Source organism: Streptomyces sp. DSM 40750 (assembly GCF_024612035.1).
Taxonomy (GTDB): Bacteria; Actinomycetota; Actinomycetes; order Streptomycetales; family Streptomycetaceae; genus Streptomyces.
In genome coordinates, this window is sequence record NZ_CP102513.1 from 7671501 (window position 1) to 7692499 (window position 20999).

12 protein-coding genes, 1 tRNA gene and 3 pseudogenes are annotated in these 20999 nt (G+C 67.4%); 12 read left to right on the forward strand and 4 right to left on the reverse strand.

All coding sequences use genetic code 11. The annotated features are described in order from the left end of the window. Positions 1-1673: 1673 nt before the first annotated feature. A complete protein-coding gene (locus JIX55_RS34270; protein ID WP_257567100.1) occupies positions 1674-2432 on the forward strand; it encodes a hypothetical protein in 759 nt (252 codons plus the stop codon). A gap of 291 nt (positions 2433-2723) precedes the next feature. Here the strand turns inward: JIX55_RS34270 and JIX55_RS34275 are convergent. The 3 genes and pseudogenes from JIX55_RS34275 to JIX55_RS34285 form a co-directional block, all read right to left on the reverse strand. After that, positions 2724-3528 (reverse strand): annotated as a pseudogene (locus tag JIX55_RS34275) (IS5 family transposase). 12 nt (positions 3529-3540) lie between these two features. Continuing rightward, a complete protein-coding gene (locus JIX55_RS34280) occupies positions 3541-3846 on the reverse strand; it encodes a hypothetical protein (protein ID WP_257566165.1) in 306 nt (101 codons plus the stop codon). Positions 3847-4646: 800 nt separating this feature from the next. Further along, entirely contained in the window at positions 4647-5894 is a 1248-nt protein-coding gene (locus JIX55_RS34285) for an SLATT domain-containing protein (protein ID WP_257567102.1), read from the reverse strand. Positions 5895-6282: 388 nt separating this feature from the next. Between JIX55_RS34285 and JIX55_RS34290 the strand changes: the two genes are divergently transcribed. The 3 genes and pseudogenes from JIX55_RS34290 (at position 6283) to JIX55_RS34300 (ending at position 8321) form a co-directional block, all read left to right on the forward strand. After that, positions 6283-6543, forward strand: coding sequence for a hypothetical protein (locus tag JIX55_RS34290; RefSeq protein WP_257567103.1), 261 nt, complete (start codon positions 6283-6285; stop codon positions 6541-6543). 92 nt (positions 6544-6635) lie between these two features. Further along, positions 6636-6968 (forward strand): annotated as a pseudogene (locus tag JIX55_RS34295) (transposase); the annotation flags it as partial. Continuing rightward, positions 6956-8321, forward strand: a pseudogene (locus JIX55_RS34300) (tyrosine-type recombinase/integrase). The pseudogenes JIX55_RS34295 and JIX55_RS34300, both read left to right, overlap by 13 nt. 229 nt (positions 8322-8550) lie before the next feature. Here the strand turns inward: JIX55_RS34300 and JIX55_RS34305 are convergent. After that, a tRNA-Arg gene (locus JIX55_RS34305) sits at positions 8551-8622 on the reverse strand. A 152-nt stretch (positions 8623-8774) separates the two neighbouring features. On the opposite strand from JIX55_RS34305, the gene JIX55_RS34310 reads away from it, so the two are divergent. The 8 genes from JIX55_RS34310 (at position 8775) to JIX55_RS34345 (ending at position 20836) form a co-directional block, all read left to right on the forward strand. Continuing rightward, on the forward strand, positions 8775-9320 hold the full coding sequence (locus JIX55_RS34310; RefSeq protein WP_257567104.1) for a response regulator: 546 nt from the start codon (positions 8775-8777) through the stop codon (positions 9318-9320). Between the two features lie 343 nt (positions 9321-9663). Next, the gene (gene nrtL / locus JIX55_RS34315) at positions 9664-10989 is read left to right on the forward strand and encodes an ArgS-related anticodon-binding protein NrtL (protein WP_257567106.1); all 1326 of its coding nucleotides are present in this window, start codon (positions 9664-9666) and stop codon (positions 10987-10989) included. 209 nt (positions 10990-11198) lie between these two features. Beyond that, entirely contained in the window at positions 11199-12590 is a 1392-nt protein-coding gene (gene lysA, locus JIX55_RS34320) for a diaminopimelate decarboxylase (protein WP_257567107.1), read from the forward strand. Positions 12591-12903: 313 nt separating this feature from the next. Then, positions 12904-14196, forward strand: a complete 1293-nt coding sequence (locus JIX55_RS34325) for a homoserine dehydrogenase (RefSeq protein ID WP_257567108.1) — start codon at positions 12904-12906, stop codon at positions 14194-14196. A 6-nt stretch (positions 14197-14202) separates the two neighbouring features. Continuing rightward, complete coding sequence (thrC, locus tag JIX55_RS34330; RefSeq protein ID WP_257567109.1) at positions 14203-15261, forward strand: threonine synthase; 1059 nt, start codon at positions 14203-14205, stop codon at positions 15259-15261. A 299-nt stretch (positions 15262-15560) separates the two neighbouring features. Further along, a complete protein-coding gene (thrB, locus tag JIX55_RS34335; RefSeq protein WP_257567110.1) occupies positions 15561-16514 on the forward strand; it encodes a homoserine kinase in 954 nt (317 codons plus the stop codon). A gap of 407 nt (positions 16515-16921) precedes the next feature. Then, positions 16922-18964: a transcription termination factor Rho gene (gene rho / locus JIX55_RS34340; RefSeq protein WP_257567111.1), complete on the forward strand. Its 2043-nt coding sequence runs from the start codon at positions 16922-16924 to the stop codon at positions 18962-18964. A gap of 177 nt (positions 18965-19141) precedes the next feature. Continuing rightward, positions 19142-20836: a trypsin-like serine protease gene (locus JIX55_RS34345; RefSeq protein ID WP_257569582.1), complete on the forward strand. Its 1695-nt coding sequence runs from the start codon at positions 19142-19144 to the stop codon at positions 20834-20836. Positions 20837-20999 lie beyond the last annotated feature (163 nt).

Sequence of the window (20999 nt, forward strand, 5' to 3'; positions counted from 1 at the left end):
GAGATGACATCTCAGGACGACGCTTTCAACAGTGAGCACTCCTTCCACCCGTGGATTTGTTTCCCCTGCACGGCTACGCCTCCGCTCCGCGGCGAACAGGGACGGTTGTAGCCGCCAGAGTGCCGGTCGACGGGTGCCTTCTTCGGTGCACCTCCGCTCGAGCGGAGGTGATCCGGCGTTGACGAAGAGTGCGCTCAGGGCGGATGTGTGCTCTCCGCGCGAGCAGAGGTGATCCGCCCGCACACTGGTCCGGCCCGTGCGCCCCCGAGTGCTCTCCGCACGAGCGCAGATGATCCATCTGAGCGCGTTCGCCGAAGCAGCCGACTGTCACATACCACCAGTGATTGAGCATCTGAACACACTCAGCTACCAGCGGTCCGCAACCCGAGCAACTGGGCTGGACGAGACCCGTCTTCGATCGCCCCGACGTCCTGACCGCATGAACCACGGGGCACCACACGAGAGGACCGAATGATCGCCCGGGGCCGTTTCCTCTTGGGGCAGTTCCTGGCACCCAGGGGGCGCGGGGAGGACGAACCATCCCGGGCCACAACTCTGAGGCCGGCAGGACGATCCCGTAGCCAACCACCGACTTGTCCTACCTCGTGGCCACGTCTCAGAGCCTCGTCACGCGACTCATCAACGAGTCCCTGGGCCGTTTTCAGTACGGGCCGTTTCCCGCAGCTCCGGCCCACCTCAGCAGCGGCTCTGTGATCCAGGGACTCGGGCCCAGCCTCCTGCCGCCCCACCGCACCGATTTCCCCACCCACCCATGGCGGACGTCGACTACATGGCCTACGGAACAGCCCCGTCCGCTTCCCTGCGTCCTGCGAGCGTCCCGAATCAAGCACCCGTCCAGCCACAGGAGCCGTGTGCGGCGGGTTCACCGCCCGCAGACTGGAACATCCGTACTGGTCAAAGCCGCCCGAACTACCAACGCTGACCACGAGGTTGAACTCACGAGCAGCGGATTCAGTCGTTGACCCAAACTCCTGAATCCACATGCCCACTGAGACGTTTCCGCAGGTCGGAGACCTGCATGGTGGGCTGGTGGGACTCGAACCCACGGCCGACGGGCTATGGGCTGAGAGCAGCGGATTTCCCTTCCAACGCGCCGAAGGCTCCACCCCGGTAGCCGGGGCAAAGCCTCTATGACCGGTGTCGTTGGCCAAGACGTCTACACAGAGCAGAGCCAGCCTTCGGGCTGACCGTCCTTCAAGGGCACACCGCACCATTTGGACGACGCTCTCACGGTGAGCACTCCTTCCACCCCGCGAAGTTGTGCCTCCATACGGCTCACCTCCGCTCGCGGGGAGTGCAGGAGCCGAAGCCCCACCGCCCCTGCCAAAGAGTCGGTTCCCTTCCGCTTCCACGAGGTGCCGCGCACCTGCGGAGTAATCCGCGTCGAAACCCACGCCTCGCGCGGGGATCTGATGCAAGATGGCCCGGTGTGAAGCCTCCGCAACGCCCCTCACGCCTGCACTGGGGTCCCGGCAGCAGCTGGGCCTCACCGCAGGCCGACCAGTTGCACCCGATGAGCAGGTCGACCTCCTGTTCATCGATCTACATATTTTCCGCCTATCACAGCTACATTCTCTCTTGATGCCCATGCGCGCCTCAGAAGCTATTAGTGGTCCCAACACCTCTCACCGCAGCGATGCGAGTTGAATCTCATGCCAAATCCCATCAATACCCCTGAACCACCCGAGAGTAGGAAGATTTCCGCGACCGGCGAGCAGTCAGTAGCGGTTGGGAGAGACGCTGGAACCATTATCACCGGAAATGTGACGAATAACGTCACAGGGCGCGTCACTCCTATTGCATGGGTGACACTCGTGGCCGCTCTCTTATTACTGGCGGCTGGCACTTTTCCAGCATGGAAATCGGCAATCGAAAAAGGCTCGAAAGATGTGCGCACCATTCAGCCCGACTTGCTCAGGACCCCTCATGCAGGGCTGGAGTTTTGGCAGAACAAAGCTCGCGCTTCGATGTCATTAGCGAACAAGAGCGACCTCCCGATCATTGATGTTCCCCTAAAGCGAGAGCCTTTCATTCTCCGTTTCCCTAAGATCGACGAACAGGGCCTTAGGGTCAACGCATGGACCAGTGACTATAATTTCAGCATAGAAGACAGCGACAGAGCTACACTCCCCCCCTTCTGCTCCGGCTGCGCGTACGCGGCTCACGCTTACTTCAACGGAAAGCTCTTCCTAGGAAAACATGGCTTCAATTACTTTCTAGGGAAACGAGTTAGCTCGTACTCCAACGAGCAAGATGAAATTTACGTTTCAGGCGTCAGCTCGAAGGAAGGGCATGTTGATTTTCCAGATGCACAGAGCAGGCTGTATTTAACATTCTGGATCGACCACGACGGGGATGACGTATTCAACATCGACGAATTTGAGTTCGTACGGTTGAATTTTGCGGACTGACCCGCTTCAGGTAGGAAGCGTTCGGGGGTGAGCGGGCAGCAGATTTTTCTTCCAACGTACAGAGGCTCTGCCCCAGTTATTGCGGCAGAGCCCCCATGGTCATCACCAATAGCCGAACGTCTTCGCGCAGGGCAACCGGCTCAGCCCAAGACCATTGATCCAACCGGAGCTAAAACGGTGATCCTCCGGCAATTACCGTGCCCGCCCAAGCGGGTCAAAGAGCGTGGCGAATCATGCGCTGCCTACCGGGGTCCCAGCGACACTCGCGGTACAGCCGATTAAGACGTCATCTCATTTGGTGAGCCTGCGGTAGCAGATGAGGGTGCAGGCGATACTGGTGCAGGCGAGGAAGTGGTCGGCCTTGCGCTCGTAGCGCCGGTGGAGGCGTCGGCGGCCAGCGAGCCAGGCCATGGTGCGTTCGATGGTCCAGCGGTGGCGGCCCAGCCGTTGTGAGCTTTCGATCCCTTTGCGGGCGATGCGGTGGGTGATGCCGCGGCCACGTAACCATCGCCGCAGTGGGGGTAGTCGTAGCCCTTGTCGGCGTGAAGCTTTCCCGGCTTGCGCCGCCTGCGTCCGCGTCGGGAGCGGATCGGCGGAATGCCCTTGACCAAGGTGATCAGGGCTTGGCTGTCGTGCAGGTTCGCGCCCGAGATTCCGATGGAAATGGGCAAACCGGTCCGCTCGGTGATCAAGTGGATCTTCGAACCGTACTTGCCCCGGTCGACAGGATTCGGACCCGTCAGGTCCCCCTTTTCAGGGCCCGCATGTTCACCGAGTCGATCGCGCAGCGGGTCCAGTCCAGTTCGCCTCGGGCACCAAGCTCGTCGAGTACCACGCGGTGGAGCCTGGCCCACACCCGGGCCTTCGACCACTCGCTGAACCGCCGATGGGCGGTTGCCCCTGACAGCCCGAAGGACGCTGTAGGCAGTTGCTGCCATGTGCAGCCCGACGTGGCCACGAACACGATCGCCGCCAGCACCTCCCGGTCGCCATGCCGACGCCGGCCACCACCCTGAGGCCGCGACGGCGCCTCCGGCACCACCCGCTGGAACAGCTCCCACAGCTCATCCGGCACCAGCCGCTCGACAATCCCCATGACCTGTCGCGCCTATGCCTCGCTGGAGCAGATGGTCTCAGTCCAGGTCGCCTGGAGGTCACGGCAGACAAGGGTGAGTGTGCCGTCCCAGCAGGCGATCTCGTGGCTGCAGCCGTCCCTGTGCGGCAGGATCTCGTCGAGAATCACAGCTCCGAGGTCGGCTCCTCGGTCCTCGTCGGCGGGATCGATGAGGAAGCTGGACACCCCTGCGTAGCGGATCAGCAGGTCTCGGTCGTGCTTCCAGCAGTTGTGCTGGAACTCGACCTCCATCTCCTCACCGCCGGCGCCCCGGACGGCCCGGAGCGTCAGGTCCTTCACGCATCGCCTGCTGCGGAAGTCGTAGTGGCCCGTGTCCGTGGCGAAAGCCCGGGCGCCTGGCGGCAGGTCACCGGAGATTGAGAGTAGGTGGCTCAGGTAGTGAGCCGGGTCCAAGACCCCTGACAGGTCGCCGACCTGCGCATCGAGATTGACGTACTGCATCGACCTTCGCCCCCGTTCATGACTTCCCACTGGCCGACGAATCGTCGCACAGACTCACCAAATGAGATGACGTCTTAGAAGAGGCGGGCACGCCCTGGTGGGCGGCCCTGACGCTGCCTTGACCGGTGCCGCCCAGGGTTGCCGGGTACCGTTGCCTCCATAGTCGCTGCCGTCACTGCCGCACTTCGGTGCCGTACCGGCCGCGCTCAGTTCAGCCACAACTGATCACCGACGGCCGTGACCTGCGGCTGCCTTATAGATCAACGCCCTGACCTGCTGTTGAGCTGTCGGCAGTTGTCGACGTTGGTCATCATTGAGCGGCCTTCCACGGCCCGAGGACGGCCCGGAAGGGCGCTCGTGTGTGGACGATCTGGCCGCACGATACGGCAACCGACCTCCTCGTCCCGAAGCAATTTGGGGTGCCCACTGTCCTTGGGCGGCTGTGCCTGTCACCTGCATGGATGCTCTGCTGACGTCCACGGTTGTTCGCGGGTGTGCGCCGTGGTTGTCACGCAGTTAGACACTCACCAGGGAGACAGGTGCGTGTTCACTTAGCCCTGCCAACGCCTCCCAGGTCCGCCTCGCACGAGGTGCCGCGTCGTTCGGGTTGGCCGTACTGACGGCCGTCCTGCTGCCGGTCAGATGACGTCGGCCTGCCCCTGATGCGGCTGTTCCAACTGTTGTTCCCGCTTGCGCTGCTCCATCCGAAGCGTCTCCACGTTCTCCGCGAACCGCTCCAGGTTCACCGCAGCGTCCGCATCCGCGTACGGCGCAATCCCCAGATCGAAGGCCGTGGCGTGCTGCTCTATCTGGTCCGCGGTCTGCTGAAGGTTGTACGCCCGCTCACGGAATTTGAAATAGCCCGTAACCGCGGTAGCGAATGCCAGGAACGACCCCAGCATGATCAGGATCGTCTTACCCGGCTGCGGGGTCTCCCAGAAAGCCGTAGTCGCCGTGGTCCCCACCGACGCGAAGAACACCCCCCACTGAAACCAGTTGTGAATACGCCGGTAGAACCGTGTATCCCGCCGCAGACGATCTATGACCCGCGGTATGTGCTCCCGGTAGCCGTCCCGCCGTTCCGTCGTCGGGCGGGTCTTTGAGGCGTTGAGGGTCCACCGGTCATGGATGATCTCCAGATCTCTGCGGAGCAGGAACACCGACCTGACACCGTGTTTCTCGTCCTTCACCCGCAGGAAGTAGCCGACCAGGAACACCACCACCAGGACCAGCATCACCGCGATGGTCACGATGTTGAACGTGCGTAGGTCCGGCACGTCTTCCGGCCACAGGTTTCCCCATCCGACCACTGCCAGAACCAGCGGCATCACCACAAGCGGCACCAGCCGGAGCCACCGCGACAAAAGAGCCCTGCGGATACGGCGCTCCGCCGTCGCGACGTCCCGCCGATAGGTGATAACGCTGTTCGCGTACTCGTGCTGTTGAGCGGGCTCTAGGCTCCATCCGTACTCTTGTTTTGGGTCTTTGAAGGTTTCAATGACCTCTTCAACGAGGTCGCCCCAGGTGGAATCCGATTCCGCGGTGAACACATGCTCAAGTCGTACGTACCGTTTGTATCGGTCAGGTGTCCCGTACTTCTGGTGGAAGATGTATGCGCCGTCACCGGCATATCTGACCTGTCGGGCTATTTCGACATATAGGGTCCACTTGAGTTCTTTCTTATCGGTCTTCCAGGCGGCGGAGAGGATCGCGGCTACGCCCTCCCAGGTCAACACGAATTCCTCGGGGAGGGGGGTGCGTATGTCGGCCTCGGACAGCCGCTGATCTTCGTATGCGAGGTGATGCAGGACATCACCCACCCACGGTTCGTAACTGTCGGCGGTCTTGGGTTGAGGTTCGCGCGGCACGTCGATAAGGCCGGACATCGCGGAGTGGCTCCCGGTCAAGGATGCGGTGTGTGGTCGACGGCACGCTACCGCCGCCCTGCCTTCCACCAGTCGGTAACCCGCCTGCTAGGAAGTGGAGTTGACCACATCCGCTCCTAAGAAAGGATCTCAGACCTTGGCGAAACACGGTTCTGCCGGATCAAGAGCTGCCCCGGTGGGAGCACGCTGCTTCCCGGATTGCAGGCTGATGGGTCGCCGATCTTCAAGCTGAGGTCGGCGTAAGGGCTTTGGGCGGGAGCTGCTTTGGGGCGAGTGATCATGGCCCCGTAAGCTTCCGGCGAGTCGGGCAGTCTGTGGACCTGCCCGTTAAAGCACGACGTTGGGGCCGTGATCTTAGAGGCTCGCCCCAAAGTGGCTGCCTAAAGCCGTGGAGCCGACCGCCCCAGCCATAGAGGGTGTCTCCCCCTTCATGCCCGTAGCCGCCGAGCGCGCCGCCGAGCGCGCCGCCGAGCGCGCCGCCGAGCGCGCCGCCGAGCGCGCCGCCGAGCGCGCCGCCGAGCGCGCCGCCGAGCGCGCCGCCGAGCGCGCCGCCGAGCGCGCCGCCGGGCGCGGTCAGCCGGGGCGCAGGCAGGAGGGGGAGTGTAAATCTAACGGCGGATCCGACGATCACGGGAGAGACGCCAAGTGACTGACACCGCCGTGGAGTTGGAGACTGTGGAGCCTGGCGAGAGTGCCCAGTCCGGGCAGCCTGTGCCCGTGTCCGACGAGCAACTGGTCGCGATGCTGGTGGAGCGGGCCCGGTCGGAGGGGCTGCAGCTGACCGGGCAGGGTGGGCTGCTGCAGCAGCTGACCAAGCGGGTCTTGGAATCTGCCCTGGAAGGCGAGATCACCGATCACCTCGGTTATGAGAAGCATGATCCGGCAGGGAAGAACAACGGCAACAGCCGCAACGGCACCCGCGCCAAGACCGTGCTGACCGACGTCGGGCCGGTGGAAGTGAAGGTGCCTCGCGACACTGCCGGCAGCTTCGAGCCGCAGATCGTCAAGAAGCGGCAGCGGCGCCTGACCGGCGTCGACGAGATGGTGCTGTCGTTGTCCGCGTGCGGCCGTACAAGACGCCGTCCTACGACGTGCGATGGAAGGTCGGCGATGTCCCGCCGTTCTCCGAGACCTTCCGGACGAAGTCGCTCGCCGACAACTTCCGCGCGAAGCTTCTCCGGGCTGCTCAGAAGGGCGAGGCGTTCGACACGGAAATCGGGCTGCCAGACTCCATGGCACCTGCCAAAGAGTCCCGCGTCTGGTACGACTTCGCGCGGGCGTACGTGGCCATGAAGTGGCCGCACGCTGCTCCGAACTCCCGCGACAGTCTGAACGAGACCATGACCCTCGTCACGACTGAACTCCTGGGTGATCGGCCTGGGCGCCTGGCCGACGACATCTTGCGGCGTGCTCTGCGTGGCTGGGCCTTCGTCGTCCAGGCCGGGGATGAGGACGAGCCCCCGGTGGACATCGCGAACGCGCTTCGCTGGGTGGCCAAAGCCTCGCTGCCGCTGGCCACGCTCAAGAATCCGGCGGACATCCGCCGTGTCCTCGACTCGCTCAAGCTCAGGCTTTCCGGGGATCCGGCGGCTGCCGAGACGGTGCGGCGAAAGCGAGCGGTCCTCTTCAACGCCCTCGCCTACGCGGTCGAACTGGGGGAGCTGCCTGAGAACCCCGTGACGCTCGTGAAGTGGAAGCTGCCCAAGGTCATCAAGGAAGTGGACCGCCGGGTTGTGGTGAACCCTCAGCAAGCCCGGGACCTCCTCGCTGCCGTCTCGTACGTGGGCGGCTACCGGCGGACACGTGGACGCCGCCTCGTCGCCCTCTTCGCCTGTATGTACTTCGGTGGGCTGCGGCCGGCGGAAGCCGTGGGTCTGCGACGCCCGGACCGCACGTTGCCGGACACGGGTTGGGGTTCACTGATCCTGGAGAAGACCCGCCCACCGTTGGAAAGCGCTGGACCGGAGCCGGGGAAGTTCACGACAACCATGGCCTCAAGAACCGCCCCGCGAACGAAACCCGCATCATCCCCATCCCGCCTCGCCTCGTCCGCATACTCCTCGCCCACATCAAGGAATTCGGCACCGCCAAGGACGGATGTTCGCCAACGAACGCGGGGGAGTGGTCGCCTCCACCACCTACTGGCGCGTCTGGGACGAGGCTCGACACCTGGCGCTCACGCCGGAGCAGGTGGCCTCGCCGTTGGCCGCTCGACCGTACGACCTGCGGCACGCCGCGCTCTCCTCCTGGCTCAACGCCGGTGTGGACCCCACCGAGGTCGCGGAGCGCGCGGGCAACAGCGTCGAAGTGCTCCTGAGCCGGTACGCCAAGTGCCTCGACGGTCGGCAGGACGTCGCCAATCGGCGGATCGCCGAACTCCTCGGCGAGAATGGCAGCCAGGAGGACGGGCCCGGCGCCGGGCCCTGATCCACGCGCTCCTCACGCACACCTGCGGCATGATGGCCCCTGGACTCCGATCCGGGGGCCTCGGTGTTTTCCGGGGCTGACCTGCGGATTCCTGGCCTGCGGCCAGTCCCCACATAGTCCACAGCACCCGACATACGGCCGCTCCGAGCGGCATACGGCTGCACATACGCGAAGACCCCGGCCTCAGCGTTTCCGCTGGTGACGGGGTCTATGGGCACCTCATACAGGGTGCCCCCGGCAGGATTCGAACCTGCGCACACGGCTCCGGAGGCCGTTGCTCTATCCCCTGAGCTACGGGGGCGTGTCGGGCGCCTTGTTCGGCGGCGACGGGTAGAACCCTACCAGCTCTCCGAGGGAGATCATGAACGGGTTTTGTGGGGCAGAGGACGGGGCTGAGCTGGGGGAGACCGCCCGCAGGGGGCGGAAGTGGGGAAAACCCGGACGCGGCGGTGGATGCGGACCTACTCTCGAGTTGTGCCAGGCGCGTCCGGTCGGGTGCTTGTTGTGGACGACAACAAGGTCATCCGGCAGCTGATCAGGGTCAACCTCGAGCTGGAGGGCTTCGAGGTGGTGACCGCGGCCGATGGTGCCGAGTGCCTGGACATCGTTCATCAGGTGCGGCCCGACCTCATCACCCTCGACGTGGCGATGCCTCGGCTGGACGGACTCCGCACCGCCGCCGCGCTCCGCGGTGACCCCCGGACCCAGCGCCTTCCGCTCGCCATCGTCAGCGCGTGCAGCCAGTACGAGGTCGAGGCCGGGCTCGACGTCGGCGTCGACGCTTTCCTTGCCAAGCCCTTCGAACCGGCCGAACTCGTCGCACTCGTACGGCAGTTGGTCGAGCGACGGGAGACCGGGAGGGATGAGGCCGAGCCGTTCGGAATCGGCGCCGGTGGTCCTGCCCCTGCCGCCTCCCCCGCCAGTGTCCCAGCAGGCGGGACGGGCAGCGGGAGCGAGCACACCGAGCATGGCCAGCGCGCCGGCCGTACCGGTGGCTGATCTCCCTCCCGGGTCGCGGGAGTTCTCCGGGGAGGCCTCGGATCCGAGCACCCGACGCTCAGCGCTGACGGCTCAGCGCTGAACCCTCAACACCCAGAGCTTGGAGCCCAGGACAAGGCTTCACAGTCCGGCCCCGCCCGGCCGCCCACACCGCGCGGTCCGACGCCCCTTCACCGAGCCTCCGGCTGTGCCCGCGCCCCGCCACCAGCCTCCCTCACGGCGCGGATCCCGGCCTTCCCGCCGTTCACCTCAGCGTCCCGTCGCCCCCCACCCCGTCCACATCCCGGACCCTGCGGTAAACCGGCTCGCATACCCACCCCCCTCCTCCCATACGCTTGTCCCCGTGACCCCCGTCGAGCTCTCCAGCACCGTGCTGCGCGCGGTGCGTCGTGCTGTGGACGACGGGGAGCTGAGCGTGGCGGTGCCCGCACGGGCCGTGGTCACTCCGCCGGGGCCCGGGGGGAGCGGGGACTACGCGACGAACATCGCGTTGCAGCTGGCCAGGCCCGCGGGGCGGCCGCCGTTGCAGATCGCCGAGATACTGCGGCCCCACCTCAGCCGGACCGTAGGCGTCGCCGACGTCGAGATCACCGGGCCCGGGTTCCTCAACATCCACCTCGACCGATCCACCGTCACCGCCCTCGTGCGCCGGATCCAAGGGGCCGAAGGAGAGCGAGGGACCGAAGGAGCTCAAGGGGCCGAAGGAGCTCAAGGGGCCGAAGGAGCGCAAGGGGCCGAAGGGGCGCAAGGAGCCCAAGAAGTCCGAGGAGCCCAGGGCGCCAGGGGCGGCCAACGCGCCAATCCCCTCCCATACGGCCACAGCGACACCCTCGCCGGGCAGGTCGTCCGGCTGCGGATCCCGTACGACATCCGCGCCGAGGTCATCGCCGACGCGCTCGTGCGGATCGTCGCCAGCCAGGGCGGTCGCGTCGAGGTCCACCACGCCAGGCCCCATCTCCCCGACCATCACGACGAAACCAACAAGCCCGACAGGCCCGGCGAGCCTGACGAATCCGGCGTGCCCGACGAATCCGGCGAGTCCGCTGAACCCGTCGACCTCCGCCCCGTCCCCGCCCCGGAAGACCCCACCCCCCTCGGCCCCGACGCCCTCCGCTGGGCCCTCCTGCACCCGGCCGCCCACGACCGCCCCCGGATCACCGCGGACCTCCTCGTGCAGCGCGCCGGCAACCCCCTGTTCCGGGTCCGTTACGCCCACGCCCGAGCCCGCGCACTCACCCGCAACGCAACGGCCCTCGGCTTCACCGGCACCCCGGGCAACCTGGACACCCCTGACGCCCCGAGCATCCAGCACATCGCCGGCACCTCGGGCATCCGGGACGCCGCCCCCAACCCCGGCACCCCCGCCCTCCCAGTCACGCCAACCACCCCCGTTACCGCCTCCGACGTCACCACCCCCCTCATCACCGCCCTCACCGAATACCCCTTCACCCTCGCCCGAGCGGCCACGCACCGCGCTCCCGATCGTCTCGCCCGGCACCTGGTCGTCATCGCCGACGCCCTGCTCGCCTTCCAGCACACGGTGCTGCCGCGCGGCGAGGAGAAACCCTCGGCCGCCCACCGGGCCCGGCTGGCGCTCGCCGAAGCCGCCGGGACGGTGCTGGCCGGTGGCCTGTCCCTGCTCGGCATCGACGCACCCGAATACATCTGAGCGAGCCGGCGGAGCCCAAGCCCACAGACGCAGACAGCAGACAGCAGACAGCCGAAGCCGAAAGCCGACAGCCGAAGCCGACAGCCGAAATCAGCGACAGTCGGCGGTCAACAGCCGAAGCCCAAAGCCCAAGCCCAAGCCCAAAGCCCAAGCCCTAAGCCCAAGCCCCCGCGCACCCAGCCCAGAGAGACAGAGAAAGCCGTACAGACATGAGCCGTTCCGCACACCCCGCCGGGCCCCGTCACGCCGACGTTCTTCCCGAGGGGCACTACGCCGCCCCGCCCGCCGACCTGAACACGCTCGACCCGAAGGTGTGGGCGCAGACCGTCACCCGTACGGCCGACGGAGTCGTCAGCGTGGGCGGGATCGATGTGAAGGCGCTCGCGGAGGAGTTCGGTACGCCGGCGTACTTCGTCGACGAGGCCGACTTCCGGGCCCGGGCGCGCGCCTGGCGTACGGCGTTCGGGCAGGACGCCGACGTCTTCTACGCGGGCAAGGCGTTCCTCTCCCGCGCGATCGTCCGCTGGCTGCACGAGGAGGGGCTCAACCTCGACGTGTGCTCCGGCGGCGAGCTCGCCACCGCCCTCTCCGCCGGGATGCCCGCCGACCGCATCGCCTTCCACGGCAACAACAAGTCCACCGACGAGATCCACCGTGCCGTCGAGGCGGGCGTCGGCCGTATCGTGCTCGACTCCTTCCAGGAGATCGTGCGGGTCGCCCACATCGCCCAGTCGCTCGGCAAGCGCCAGAAGGTGCAGATCCGCGTCACCGTCGGCGTCGAGGCGCACACGCACGAGTTCATCGCCACCGCGCACGAGGACCAGAAGTTCGGGATTCCGCTCGCGGGCGGACAGGCCGCGGAGGCCGTACGGCGGGCCCTCAAGCTCGACGGGCTCGAACTCATCGGTATTCACAGCCACATCGGGTCGCAGATCTTCGACACGTCCGGCTTCGAGGTCGCCGCCCACCGCGTCGTCGGGCTGCTCAAGGACATCCGTGACGAGCACGGTGTCGAGCTGCCCGAGATCGACCTCGGGGGCGGCCTCGGCATCGCGTACACCAGCGACGACGACCCCCGCGAGCCGCACGAGATCGCCAAGTCGCTCACCGAGATCGTCAACCGCGAGTGCGAGAGCGCCAAGCTGCGCACGCCCCGGATCTCCGTCGAGCCCGGGCGTGCCATCGTCGGGCCGACCGCCTTCACGCTCTACGAGGTCGGCACCATCAAGCCGCTGGACGGGCTGCGGACCTATGTCTCCGTGGACGGCGGCATGTCCGACAACATCCGGACCGCGTTGTACGACGCCGAGTACAGCGTCGCGCTCGTCTCCCGTACGTCCGACGCCGAGCCGATGCTCGCCCGCGTGGTCGGCAAGCACTGCGAGAGCGGGGACATCGTGGTCAAGGACGCGTTCCTGCCGGCGGACCTGGCACCGGGTGACCTGATCGCCGTACCGGCCACCGGCGCGTACTGCCGTTCGATGGCGAGCAACTACAACCACGTGCTGCGCCCGCCGGTCGTAGCCGTCAATGATGGAGAGGCCCGGGTCATCGTCCGGCGGGAGACGGAGGAGGATCTTCTCCGGCTCGACGTCGGGTGAAGCACCGAAAGGCGTCGGGTGACTCACCGGACGCCAAGGTTGGATGACTCACCAGACGCCGAGGTTGGATGACTCACCGGATGCCAGACTCGGGTGTCTCCCCGGACGCCAGGCTCGGGTGACTCACCGGACGCCAGGCTCGGGTGACTCACCGGACGCAGGAAAGCCCCAAATGCGCGGGGCCGAAAGATCTCCGTCTTCCGGCCCTGAGAAAATGAAATAGATATCTCACGATCCGGACGAGGGATAGAAACTCCCGTCCGGTGAGTGAGACTGGTCCCACCGTATTCGGTATGTGAGGAAACGAGGTCGGATGATGCGTACGCGTCCGCTGAAGGTGGCGCTGCTGGGCTGTGGGGTTGTCGGCTCAGAGGTGGCGCGCATCATGACGACGCACGCCGACGATCTCGCCGCACGCATCGGTGCCCCGGTCGAGCTCGCGGGCGTCGCCGTGCGACGGCCCTCCCGGGTGCGTGAGGGCATCGACCCGGCGCTCGTCACCACCGACGCGACCGCCCTGGTCAAACGGGGGGACATCGACGTCGTCGTGGAGGTCATCGGCGGTATCGAGCCCGCCCGGTCCCTCATCACCACCGCGTTCGAGCACGGCGCCTCCGTCGTCTCCGCGAACAAGGCCCTCCTCGCCCAGGACGGCGCCGCCCTGCACGCGGCGGCGAACGAGGCCGGCAAGGACCTCTACTACGAGGCCGCCGTCGCCGGTGCCATCCCGCTGATCCGGCCGCTGCGCGAGTCCCTCGCCGGCGACAAGATCAACCGGGTGATGGGCATCGTCAACGGGACGACCAACTTCATCCTCGACAAGATGGACAGCACGGGGGCCGGTTATCAGGAGGCCCTCGACGAGGCCACCGCGCTCGGGTACGCCGAGGCCGACCCCACCGCCGACGTCGAGGGCTTCGACGCCGCCGCCAAGGCCGCGATCCTCGCCGGCATCGCCTTCCACTCGCGCGTCCGCCTCGACGACGTGTACCGCGAGGGCATGACCGAGGTCACGGCGGCCGACTTCGCCTCCGCCAAGAACATGGGCTGCACCATCAAGCTGCTCGCCATCTGCGAGCGGGCCGCGGACGGCGGTTCCGTCACCGCGCGCGTGCACCCCGCGATGATTCCGCTGACCCATCCCCTCGCCTCCGTGCGCGGCGCGTACAACGCGGTGTTCGTGGAGTCGGACGCCGCCGGTCAGCTGATGTTCTACGGGCCGGGGGCGGGCGGTGCCCCCACCGCCTCCGCCGTCCTCGGCGACCTCGTTGCCGTGTGCCGCAACCGGCTCGCGGGCGCGACCGGACCCGGCGAGTCCGCCTACGCCGCCCTGCCCGTCTCACCGATGGGTGAGGTCGTCACGCGCTACCACATCAGCCTCGACGTCGCCGACAAACCGGGAGTTCTCGCCCAGGTGGCGACCGTGTTCGCCGAGCACGGGGTGTCGATCGATACCGTTCGGCAGCAGGGCAAGGACGGCGAGGCCTCTCTCGTCGTCGTCACTCACCGCGCCTCCGACGCCTCCCTCAGCGGGACCGTCGAGGCGCTGCGCAACCTCGACACCGTGCGGGGTGTCGCCAGCATCATGCGGGTTGAAGGAGAGTAACCAGCAATGACCCACCAATGGCGCGGAATCATCGAGGAATACCGGGACCGGCTGCCCGTCTCCGACAGCACGCCGGTCGTGACGCTCCGCGAGGGCGGCACGCCCCTCGTACCCGCGCAGGTGCTCTCCGAGCGCACGGGCTGCGAGGTCCACCTCAAGGTGGAGGGCGCGAACCCCACCGGGTCCTTCAAGGACCGCGGTATGACCATGGCCATCACCCGGGCGAAGGAAGAGGGCGCGAAGGCCGTCATCTGTGCCTCCACGGGCAACACCTCTGCCTCCGCGGCCGCCTACGCCGTCCGGGCGGGCATGGTCTCGGCCGTACTCGTCCCGCGGGGCAAGATCGCGCTGGGCAAGATGGGCCAGGCCCTGGTGCACGGCGCGAAGATCCTCCAGGTCGATGGCAACTTCGACGACTGCCTCACCCTCGCGCGTGAATTGAGCGACAACTACCCGGTGGCGCTGGTCAATTCGGTGAACCCGGTGCGTATCGAGGGCCAGAAGACGGCCGCGTTCGAGATCGTGGACATGCTCGGTGACGCACCCGACATCCACGTGCTGCCGGTGGGCAACGCGGGCAACATCACGGCGTACTGGAAGGGCTACAAGGAGTACGCCGCCGATGGCATCGCCGCGAAGACGCCCCGCATGTGGGGCTTCCAGGCCTCCGGCTCGGCGCCGATCGTGCGCGGTGAGGTCGTCAAGGACCCCTCGACGATCGCCACCGCGATCCGTATCGGCAACCCCGCGTCCTGGCAGTACGCCCTGGCCGCGCGGGACGAGTCGGGCGGCTTCATCGACGAGGTGACGGACCGTGAGATCCTGCGCGCCTACCGGCTGTTGGCCGCTCAGGAGGGTGTCTTCGTGGAGCCCGCCTCCGCCGCCTCCGTGGCCGGTCTGCTGAAGGCCGCCGAGAACGGCAAGGTCGACCCGGGCCAGATCATCGTCTGCACCGTCACCGGCAACGGCCTGAAGGACCCCGACTGGGCCGTCGCGGGTGCCCCGCAGCCCGTCACGGTCCCGGTGGACGCGGCTACGGCGGCCGAGCGCCTCGGCCTCGCGTAGGCTCTCACCCAGTCGTTCGGAAAGGCCTGGGAGTCGCGCGTAGACGCCGATTCTCGGGGGATAACCCTGGCAGGACCCGACAGGGGGTGCACGGGGGGCTTACGACACGCATCGTGCGCCTCCTGTGCGCCCTATGTCGCCACAGAACCTTCCTTCGATAGGCTGTAGTGAACCCGCCCGCTGCATATGCCCCGCAAGGGTGCGGCGCCGCGCCGTCTTGAGCGGCCCAGGGTTTCTCGCACGTATCGAATGTCATTCGACAATCGTCAATCTCGCAGCTCAAGGAGAGTCATCGAGCGATGGCCGGTCCAGCGTTCCGCGCCGCCGCCGTACGGGTGCGCGTCCCCGCCACCAGCGCCAACCTCGGTCCGGGCTTCGACGCCCTGGGCCTGTCGCTGGGGCTCTACGACGACGTGGTCGTCCGGGTGGCCGACTCCGGCCTGCACGTCGACATCGCGGGGGAGGGCAGCGAGACCCTCCCGCGTGACGAGAAGCACCTCCTCGTACGGTCCCTGCGCACCGCCTTCGATCTGCTGGGCGGGCAGCCCCGCGGCCTTGAGATCGTGTGCGCCAACCGCATCCCGCACGGCCGTGGCCTCGGCTCCTCCTCCGCCGCCATCTGCGCCGGCATCGTCGCCGCCCGCGCCGTGACCATAGGCGGGGACAACCGGCTCGACGACGCCGCGCTGCTCGAACTGGCCACGGAGATCGAGGGCCACCCCGACAACGTCGCGGCCTGTCTGCTCGGCGGCTTCACGCTCTCCTGGATGGAGGGCGGAGCCGCGCGGGCGATCAGGATGGAGCCCGACGATTCCATCGTTCCGGTGGTTTTCGTGCCCGGAAAGCCGCTTCTGACGGAGACGGCGCGCGGACTGCTTCCGCGCACCGTCCCGCACGTCGACGCAGCCACCAACGCGGGCCGGGCGGCCCTTCTCGTGGAAGCCCTGACCAGGCGCCCCGAGCTGCTGCTGCCCGCCACCGAGGACCGGCTGCACCAGGAGTACCGGGCGCCCGCCATGCCGGAGAGCGCGGCCCTGGTCGAGCGACTGCGGGCCGACGGCGTCCCGGCAGTCATCTCCGGCGCCGGACCCACGGTTCTGGCCCTGGCCGACGAGGCCAGCGCCGACAAGGTGGCCGACCTCGCGGGCGAGGGCTGGGCCGCCAACCGGCTGGATCTCGACGCCCGAGGGGCGTGCGTCCTGCCGCTGACCACCACCGTCGCCGTACCCGGCGCCGACAACGGCGAGGGGTAGGGGCGCACGGTTGCCGGATTTCGAGAGGGGGAATGTTTGTTGGATCCGGTAGTGTTAACCTCAAGTCTGCACCTGCCTCAGCCATGGCGAGGTGCTTATCGTCCCCCTCCGGGACAACCATTCTTCCGGGAGTCTCCCAAGCCGCACTGTGCTTCGTACGTCAAGCTGTACGCCGTACGCAGGCACTGAGCGGTCTGCCGAGCAGGCTCCGGAACCGGCGTGGCCGAGCCGCGTGACACAGACACTCAGTGCCACGGCCCGGAAAGCGCCGAATCACCAGAAATTTCCTCCGCCGCCTTTGGCGGACCACCGCCCCGGCACGGTCCACCCGAATCAGGGCCGAAGCCGGACAGCACAAACGGTCGCCGAGCCAGAAGGCCGACGTCCGCTCCAGGGAAGGACCCTTCGTGAGCGACACCACCGATCTGATGGGCGCACGTGTCGAGGACACCGCTGCCGCGCCCGCCACGGACGCCGCGCCTGCCAGCGGTGCCGGCTCCCGGCGGCGCCGTGGCACCGGCCTCGAGGGCATGGTGCTGGCCGAGCTGCAGCAGGTCGCATCCGGCCTCGGCATCAGGGGCACCGCGCGTATGCGCAAGAGCCAACTGATCGAGGTCATCAAGGAGGCGCAGGCGGGCGGGGGTGCCCCGGCGAAGGCCGAGGCAGCCACCGAGACCAAGCCGAAGCGCCGCACAACCTCGAAGGCGCGTACCGGCGAGGCCGCCGCCCCGGCCGAGAAGGCCGCCGCCAAGAAGGCCGAGGCGCCCGCCGACAAGGCCGAGAAGGCCGTGGCCCAGCAGCAGATCGAGATCCCCGGCCAGCCGGCCGGTGGTGACGAGGCGCCCACCGAGCGCCGCCGTCGCCGTGCCACCGCCGACGCGGGCAGCCCCGATCCGCAGACCAGCATTGTCGCCGAGGCGAAGAGCGAGCCCAAGGTGGAGACGCCGGCTCCCGCCGCCGAGGCCAAGGCCGACGCCGGTGACCAGGGCGCCGAGGGCCGTCAGGGCCGTCGCGAGCGTGGCCGTGACCGCGGTGAGCGTGGCGACCGCGGTGAGCGCGGTGACCGTAGCCGCCGTGGCAAGGGCGACGAGCAGCAGGGCGGCGGTCAGCAGCAGCGCGACCGCGGCCAGCAGGGCCAGCAGCAGGGCGGCGGCCGCCAGGACCGTCAGGACCGTCAGCGCGACAACGGTCCGCAGGACGACGACGACTTCGACGGCGGACGCCGTGGCCGTCGCGGCCGCTACCGGGACCGTCGTGGCCGTCGTGGCCGCGACGAGATGGGCGGCCCCGAGCCGACGCTCGCCGACGACGACGTCCTGATCCCGGTCGCGGGCATCCTGGACATCCTCGACAACTACGCGTTCATCCGCACCTCCGGCTACCTGCCGGGCCCGAACGACGTGTACGTCTCCCTCGCCCAGGTCCGCAAGAACGGCCTGCGCAAGGGTGACCACGTCACCGGTGCCGTGCGTCAGCCCAAGGACGGCGAGCGCCGCGAGAAGTTCAACGCGCTGGTCCGCCTCGACTCCGTCAACGGCATGGCACCCGAATCCGGGCGCGGACGACCGGAGTTCAACAAGCTGACACCGCTCTACCCGCAGGACCGACTCCGCCTGGAGACCGACCCGGGTGTGCTGACCACCCGGATCATCGACCTTGTCGCGCCGATCGGTAAGGGCCAGCGCGGTCTGATCGTGGCCCCGCCGAAGACCGGCAAGACCATGATCATGCAGGCGATCGCCAACGCGATCACGCACAACAACCCCGAGTGCCACCTGATGGTCGTCCTCGTCGACGAGCGTCCGGAAGAGGTCACCGACATGCAGCGGTCGGTGAAGGGCGAGGTCATCTCCTCGACCTTCGACCGTCCGGCCGAGGACCACACGACGGTCGCCGAGCTCGCCATCGAGCGTGCGAAGCGGCTCGTCGAGCTGGGCCACGACGTCGTCGTGCTGCTCGACTCGATCACGCGTCTGGGCCGTGCGTACAACCTCGCCGCCCCGGCCTCCGGCCGCATCCTGTCCGGTGGTGTCGACTCGACGGCGCTGTACCCGCCGAAGCGCTTCTTCGGTGCGGCGCGGAACATCGAGGACGGTGGCTCGCTCACCATCCTGGCGACGGCTCTCGTCGACACCGGGTCCCGCATGGACGAGGTGATCTTCGAGGAGTTCAAGGGCACGGGCAACGCCGAGCTGAAGCTCGACCGGAAGCTCGCGGACAAGCGGATCTTCCCCGCGGTGGACGTGGACGCGTCCGGTACGCGTAAGGAAGAGATCCTGCTCGCCCCCGACGAACTCGCCATCGTCTGGAAGCTGCGCCGGGTGCTGCACGCCCTCGACCAGCAGCAGGCGGTCGAGCTGCTTCTCGACAAGATGAAGCAGACGAAGTCGAACGCCGAGTTCCTGATGCAGATCCAGAAGACGACGCCGACGCCGGGTAACGGCGACTAGTCCGCAGGGTAAAGAGCCGGGGTCACCCTCTTTGTGAGGGTGGCCCCGGCTTTGTGTGGGACAGGTGTACGATCACGGTCTTCATGTGATTGATCAACACTTGCCTTATCAGGGGGGACTTGAGTGGCTAGACCCTTGTCCGGAGCCATAGCCGCCGCGATAGCCGGGACGCTGTTGATGTCGTCCGCGAGCGCGGCTACCGCCGAGACCTCGTCGACAGCCGACGTACTGGATGTGCGGGTCGCCAAGGCGATGGCGGCGGACGACACCGCCGGTGAGACGGTGAAGCAGCCGTCGGCGAGCGGGAGTTCGGAGGGGCTGCAGCCGGACGCCAAGATCATCGGTGGTTCGGAGACCACGATCGGCTCGGCGCCGTGGATGGCGCAGCTCTGGTATTACGACGACACCACGGGCCTCGGGTTCTTCTGCGGTGGCTCGGTCGTCTCCCCGACGAAGATCCTCACCGCGGCCCACTGCGTCGACAAGAACCACTACAACTGGGCCGCCTACGGGACCGTCGTCACCGGCACCGACCAGCTGCCCACCGCCGTCTACAACGACGACGGCAGCTTCAACCACACGGACTACCACGGCGGCACCCCCAGCGAGCTGTCGCGCCAGTGGAACCACTCCTCGTACAACGAGGACGCGATCAACAACGACATCGCGGTCCTCACGCTGACGAAGCCGGTCACGGCCACGCCGATCAAGATGACGACGTCGACCGACACGTCCTCGTACACGGCCGGTACCAGCGCGAAGGTCTACGGCTGGGGCCGTACCAGCTCCACCAGCGACGACATCTCGCAGACGCTGAAGACGGCCACGCTGCCGATCGTCAGCGACACGACCTGCGCGAACACCTGGAGCCCCTACTTCATCAAGGGCAACATGGTCTGCGCGGGCAAGCCCGCCGGCGGCACCGACGCCACCACCACCACGAGCTGCAACGGCGACTCCGGCGGCCCGCTCGTCGTGGGCAACAAGGTCATCGGCGTCGTCTCGTGGGGCGTCGTGGACTGCGTGGCGAAGGGCGCCTACCCCGTCTTCGCCAAGGTCAGCAAGTACGTCGGCGTGACCTACCCGCGCGTCGACGACACCGACATCAGCCGCGACGGCAGGGCCGACGTCTTTCTGCGCAACAAGGAGACCGGCACGGGTTACGTCCGTGCCTCGCAGGGCTCCTCGCTCGCGGACCGCTCGTCGCTGGAGTCCCGCGGCACCTGGAAGGGCTACAACCTCGTCCAGCAGACCGACCTGAACCGGGACGGCCACCAGGACTTCGTGCTGCGCCGCTCCTCCGACGGTGATGTCTTCTGGCGACGGTACGTGCCCTCGACGGGCAGCTGGACGACCACGCAGATCTTCGACAACTGGTCGACCCGCACCCGGATCCTCACCCCCGGCGACGTCACCGGTGACGCCCTGCCCGACCTGCTCTCGGTCGACTCGGCGGGCGCCCTGTGGATCTACCCGGGCAAGGGCAACGGCACCTTCGGTACCCGCGTCAAGGTCGGCACGGGCTGGAACACGTACAACGCGGTGCTCGGTCACGGCGACTTCACCGGTGACGGCAAGGCCGACCTGATCGCGCGCACCAAGACCGGCTCGAACGTCTACCTGTACAAGGGCACCGGCAAGTCCGGCACCGGCGCCTTCGCCACCCGGATCAAGGTCCGCTCGGACTGGAGCGCGTACAACACGCTCATCACTCCCGGTGACGTGAGCGGCGACGGCAGGGCGGACCTCCTGGCCCGCACGCCCGGCGGCACGCTGTACCTCTACAAGGGCACCAGCAAGGCCACGAGCGAGATCTTCAGCACACGGGTCTCGGTCGGGACCAGCTACGCCCAGTACGACCTGCTCGGCTGAAACACCAGGTGAGCCCGGCCCCGCCGGGCTCACCCGTCACACACGGTGCCCATCGCGCTTTACGCGATGGGCACCGTGCGTTGTGCAACCCTTTCCCGGATTATCCCGTCTGACCGGACGGAGTGACCATGGAGCGTCATGGCCGCATCCGACCCGACAGGCC

What these genes read in the sequence shown, in the direction of transcription:
- JIX55_RS34270 (WP_257567100.1), top strand. Translation starts at nt 1,674, where the DNA reads ATGCCAAATCCCATCAATACCCCTGAACCACCCGAGAGTAGGAAGATT.
- JIX55_RS34345 (WP_257569582.1), top strand. Translation starts at nt 19,142, where the DNA reads ATGTCGTCCGCGAGCGCGGCTACCGCCGAGACCTCGTCGACAGCCGAC.
- thrC (WP_257567109.1), top strand. Translation starts at nt 14,203, where the DNA reads ATGACCCACCAATGGCGCGGAATCATCGAGGAATACCGGGACCGGCTG.
- JIX55_RS34285 (WP_257567102.1), bottom strand. Translation starts at nt 5,894, where the DNA reads ATGTCCGGCCTTATCGACGTGCCGCGCGAACCTCAACCCAAGACCGCC.
- thrB (WP_257567110.1), top strand. Translation starts at nt 15,561, where the DNA reads ATGGCCGGTCCAGCGTTCCGCGCCGCCGCCGTACGGGTGCGCGTCCCC.
- JIX55_RS34325 (WP_257567108.1), top strand. Translation starts at nt 12,904, where the DNA reads ATGATGCGTACGCGTCCGCTGAAGGTGGCGCTGCTGGGCTGTGGGGTT.
- lysA (WP_257567107.1), top strand. Translation starts at nt 11,199, where the DNA reads ATGAGCCGTTCCGCACACCCCGCCGGGCCCCGTCACGCCGACGTTCTT.
- JIX55_RS34310 (WP_257567104.1), top strand. Translation starts at nt 8,775, where the DNA reads ATGCGGACCTACTCTCGAGTTGTGCCAGGCGCGTCCGGTCGGGTGCTT.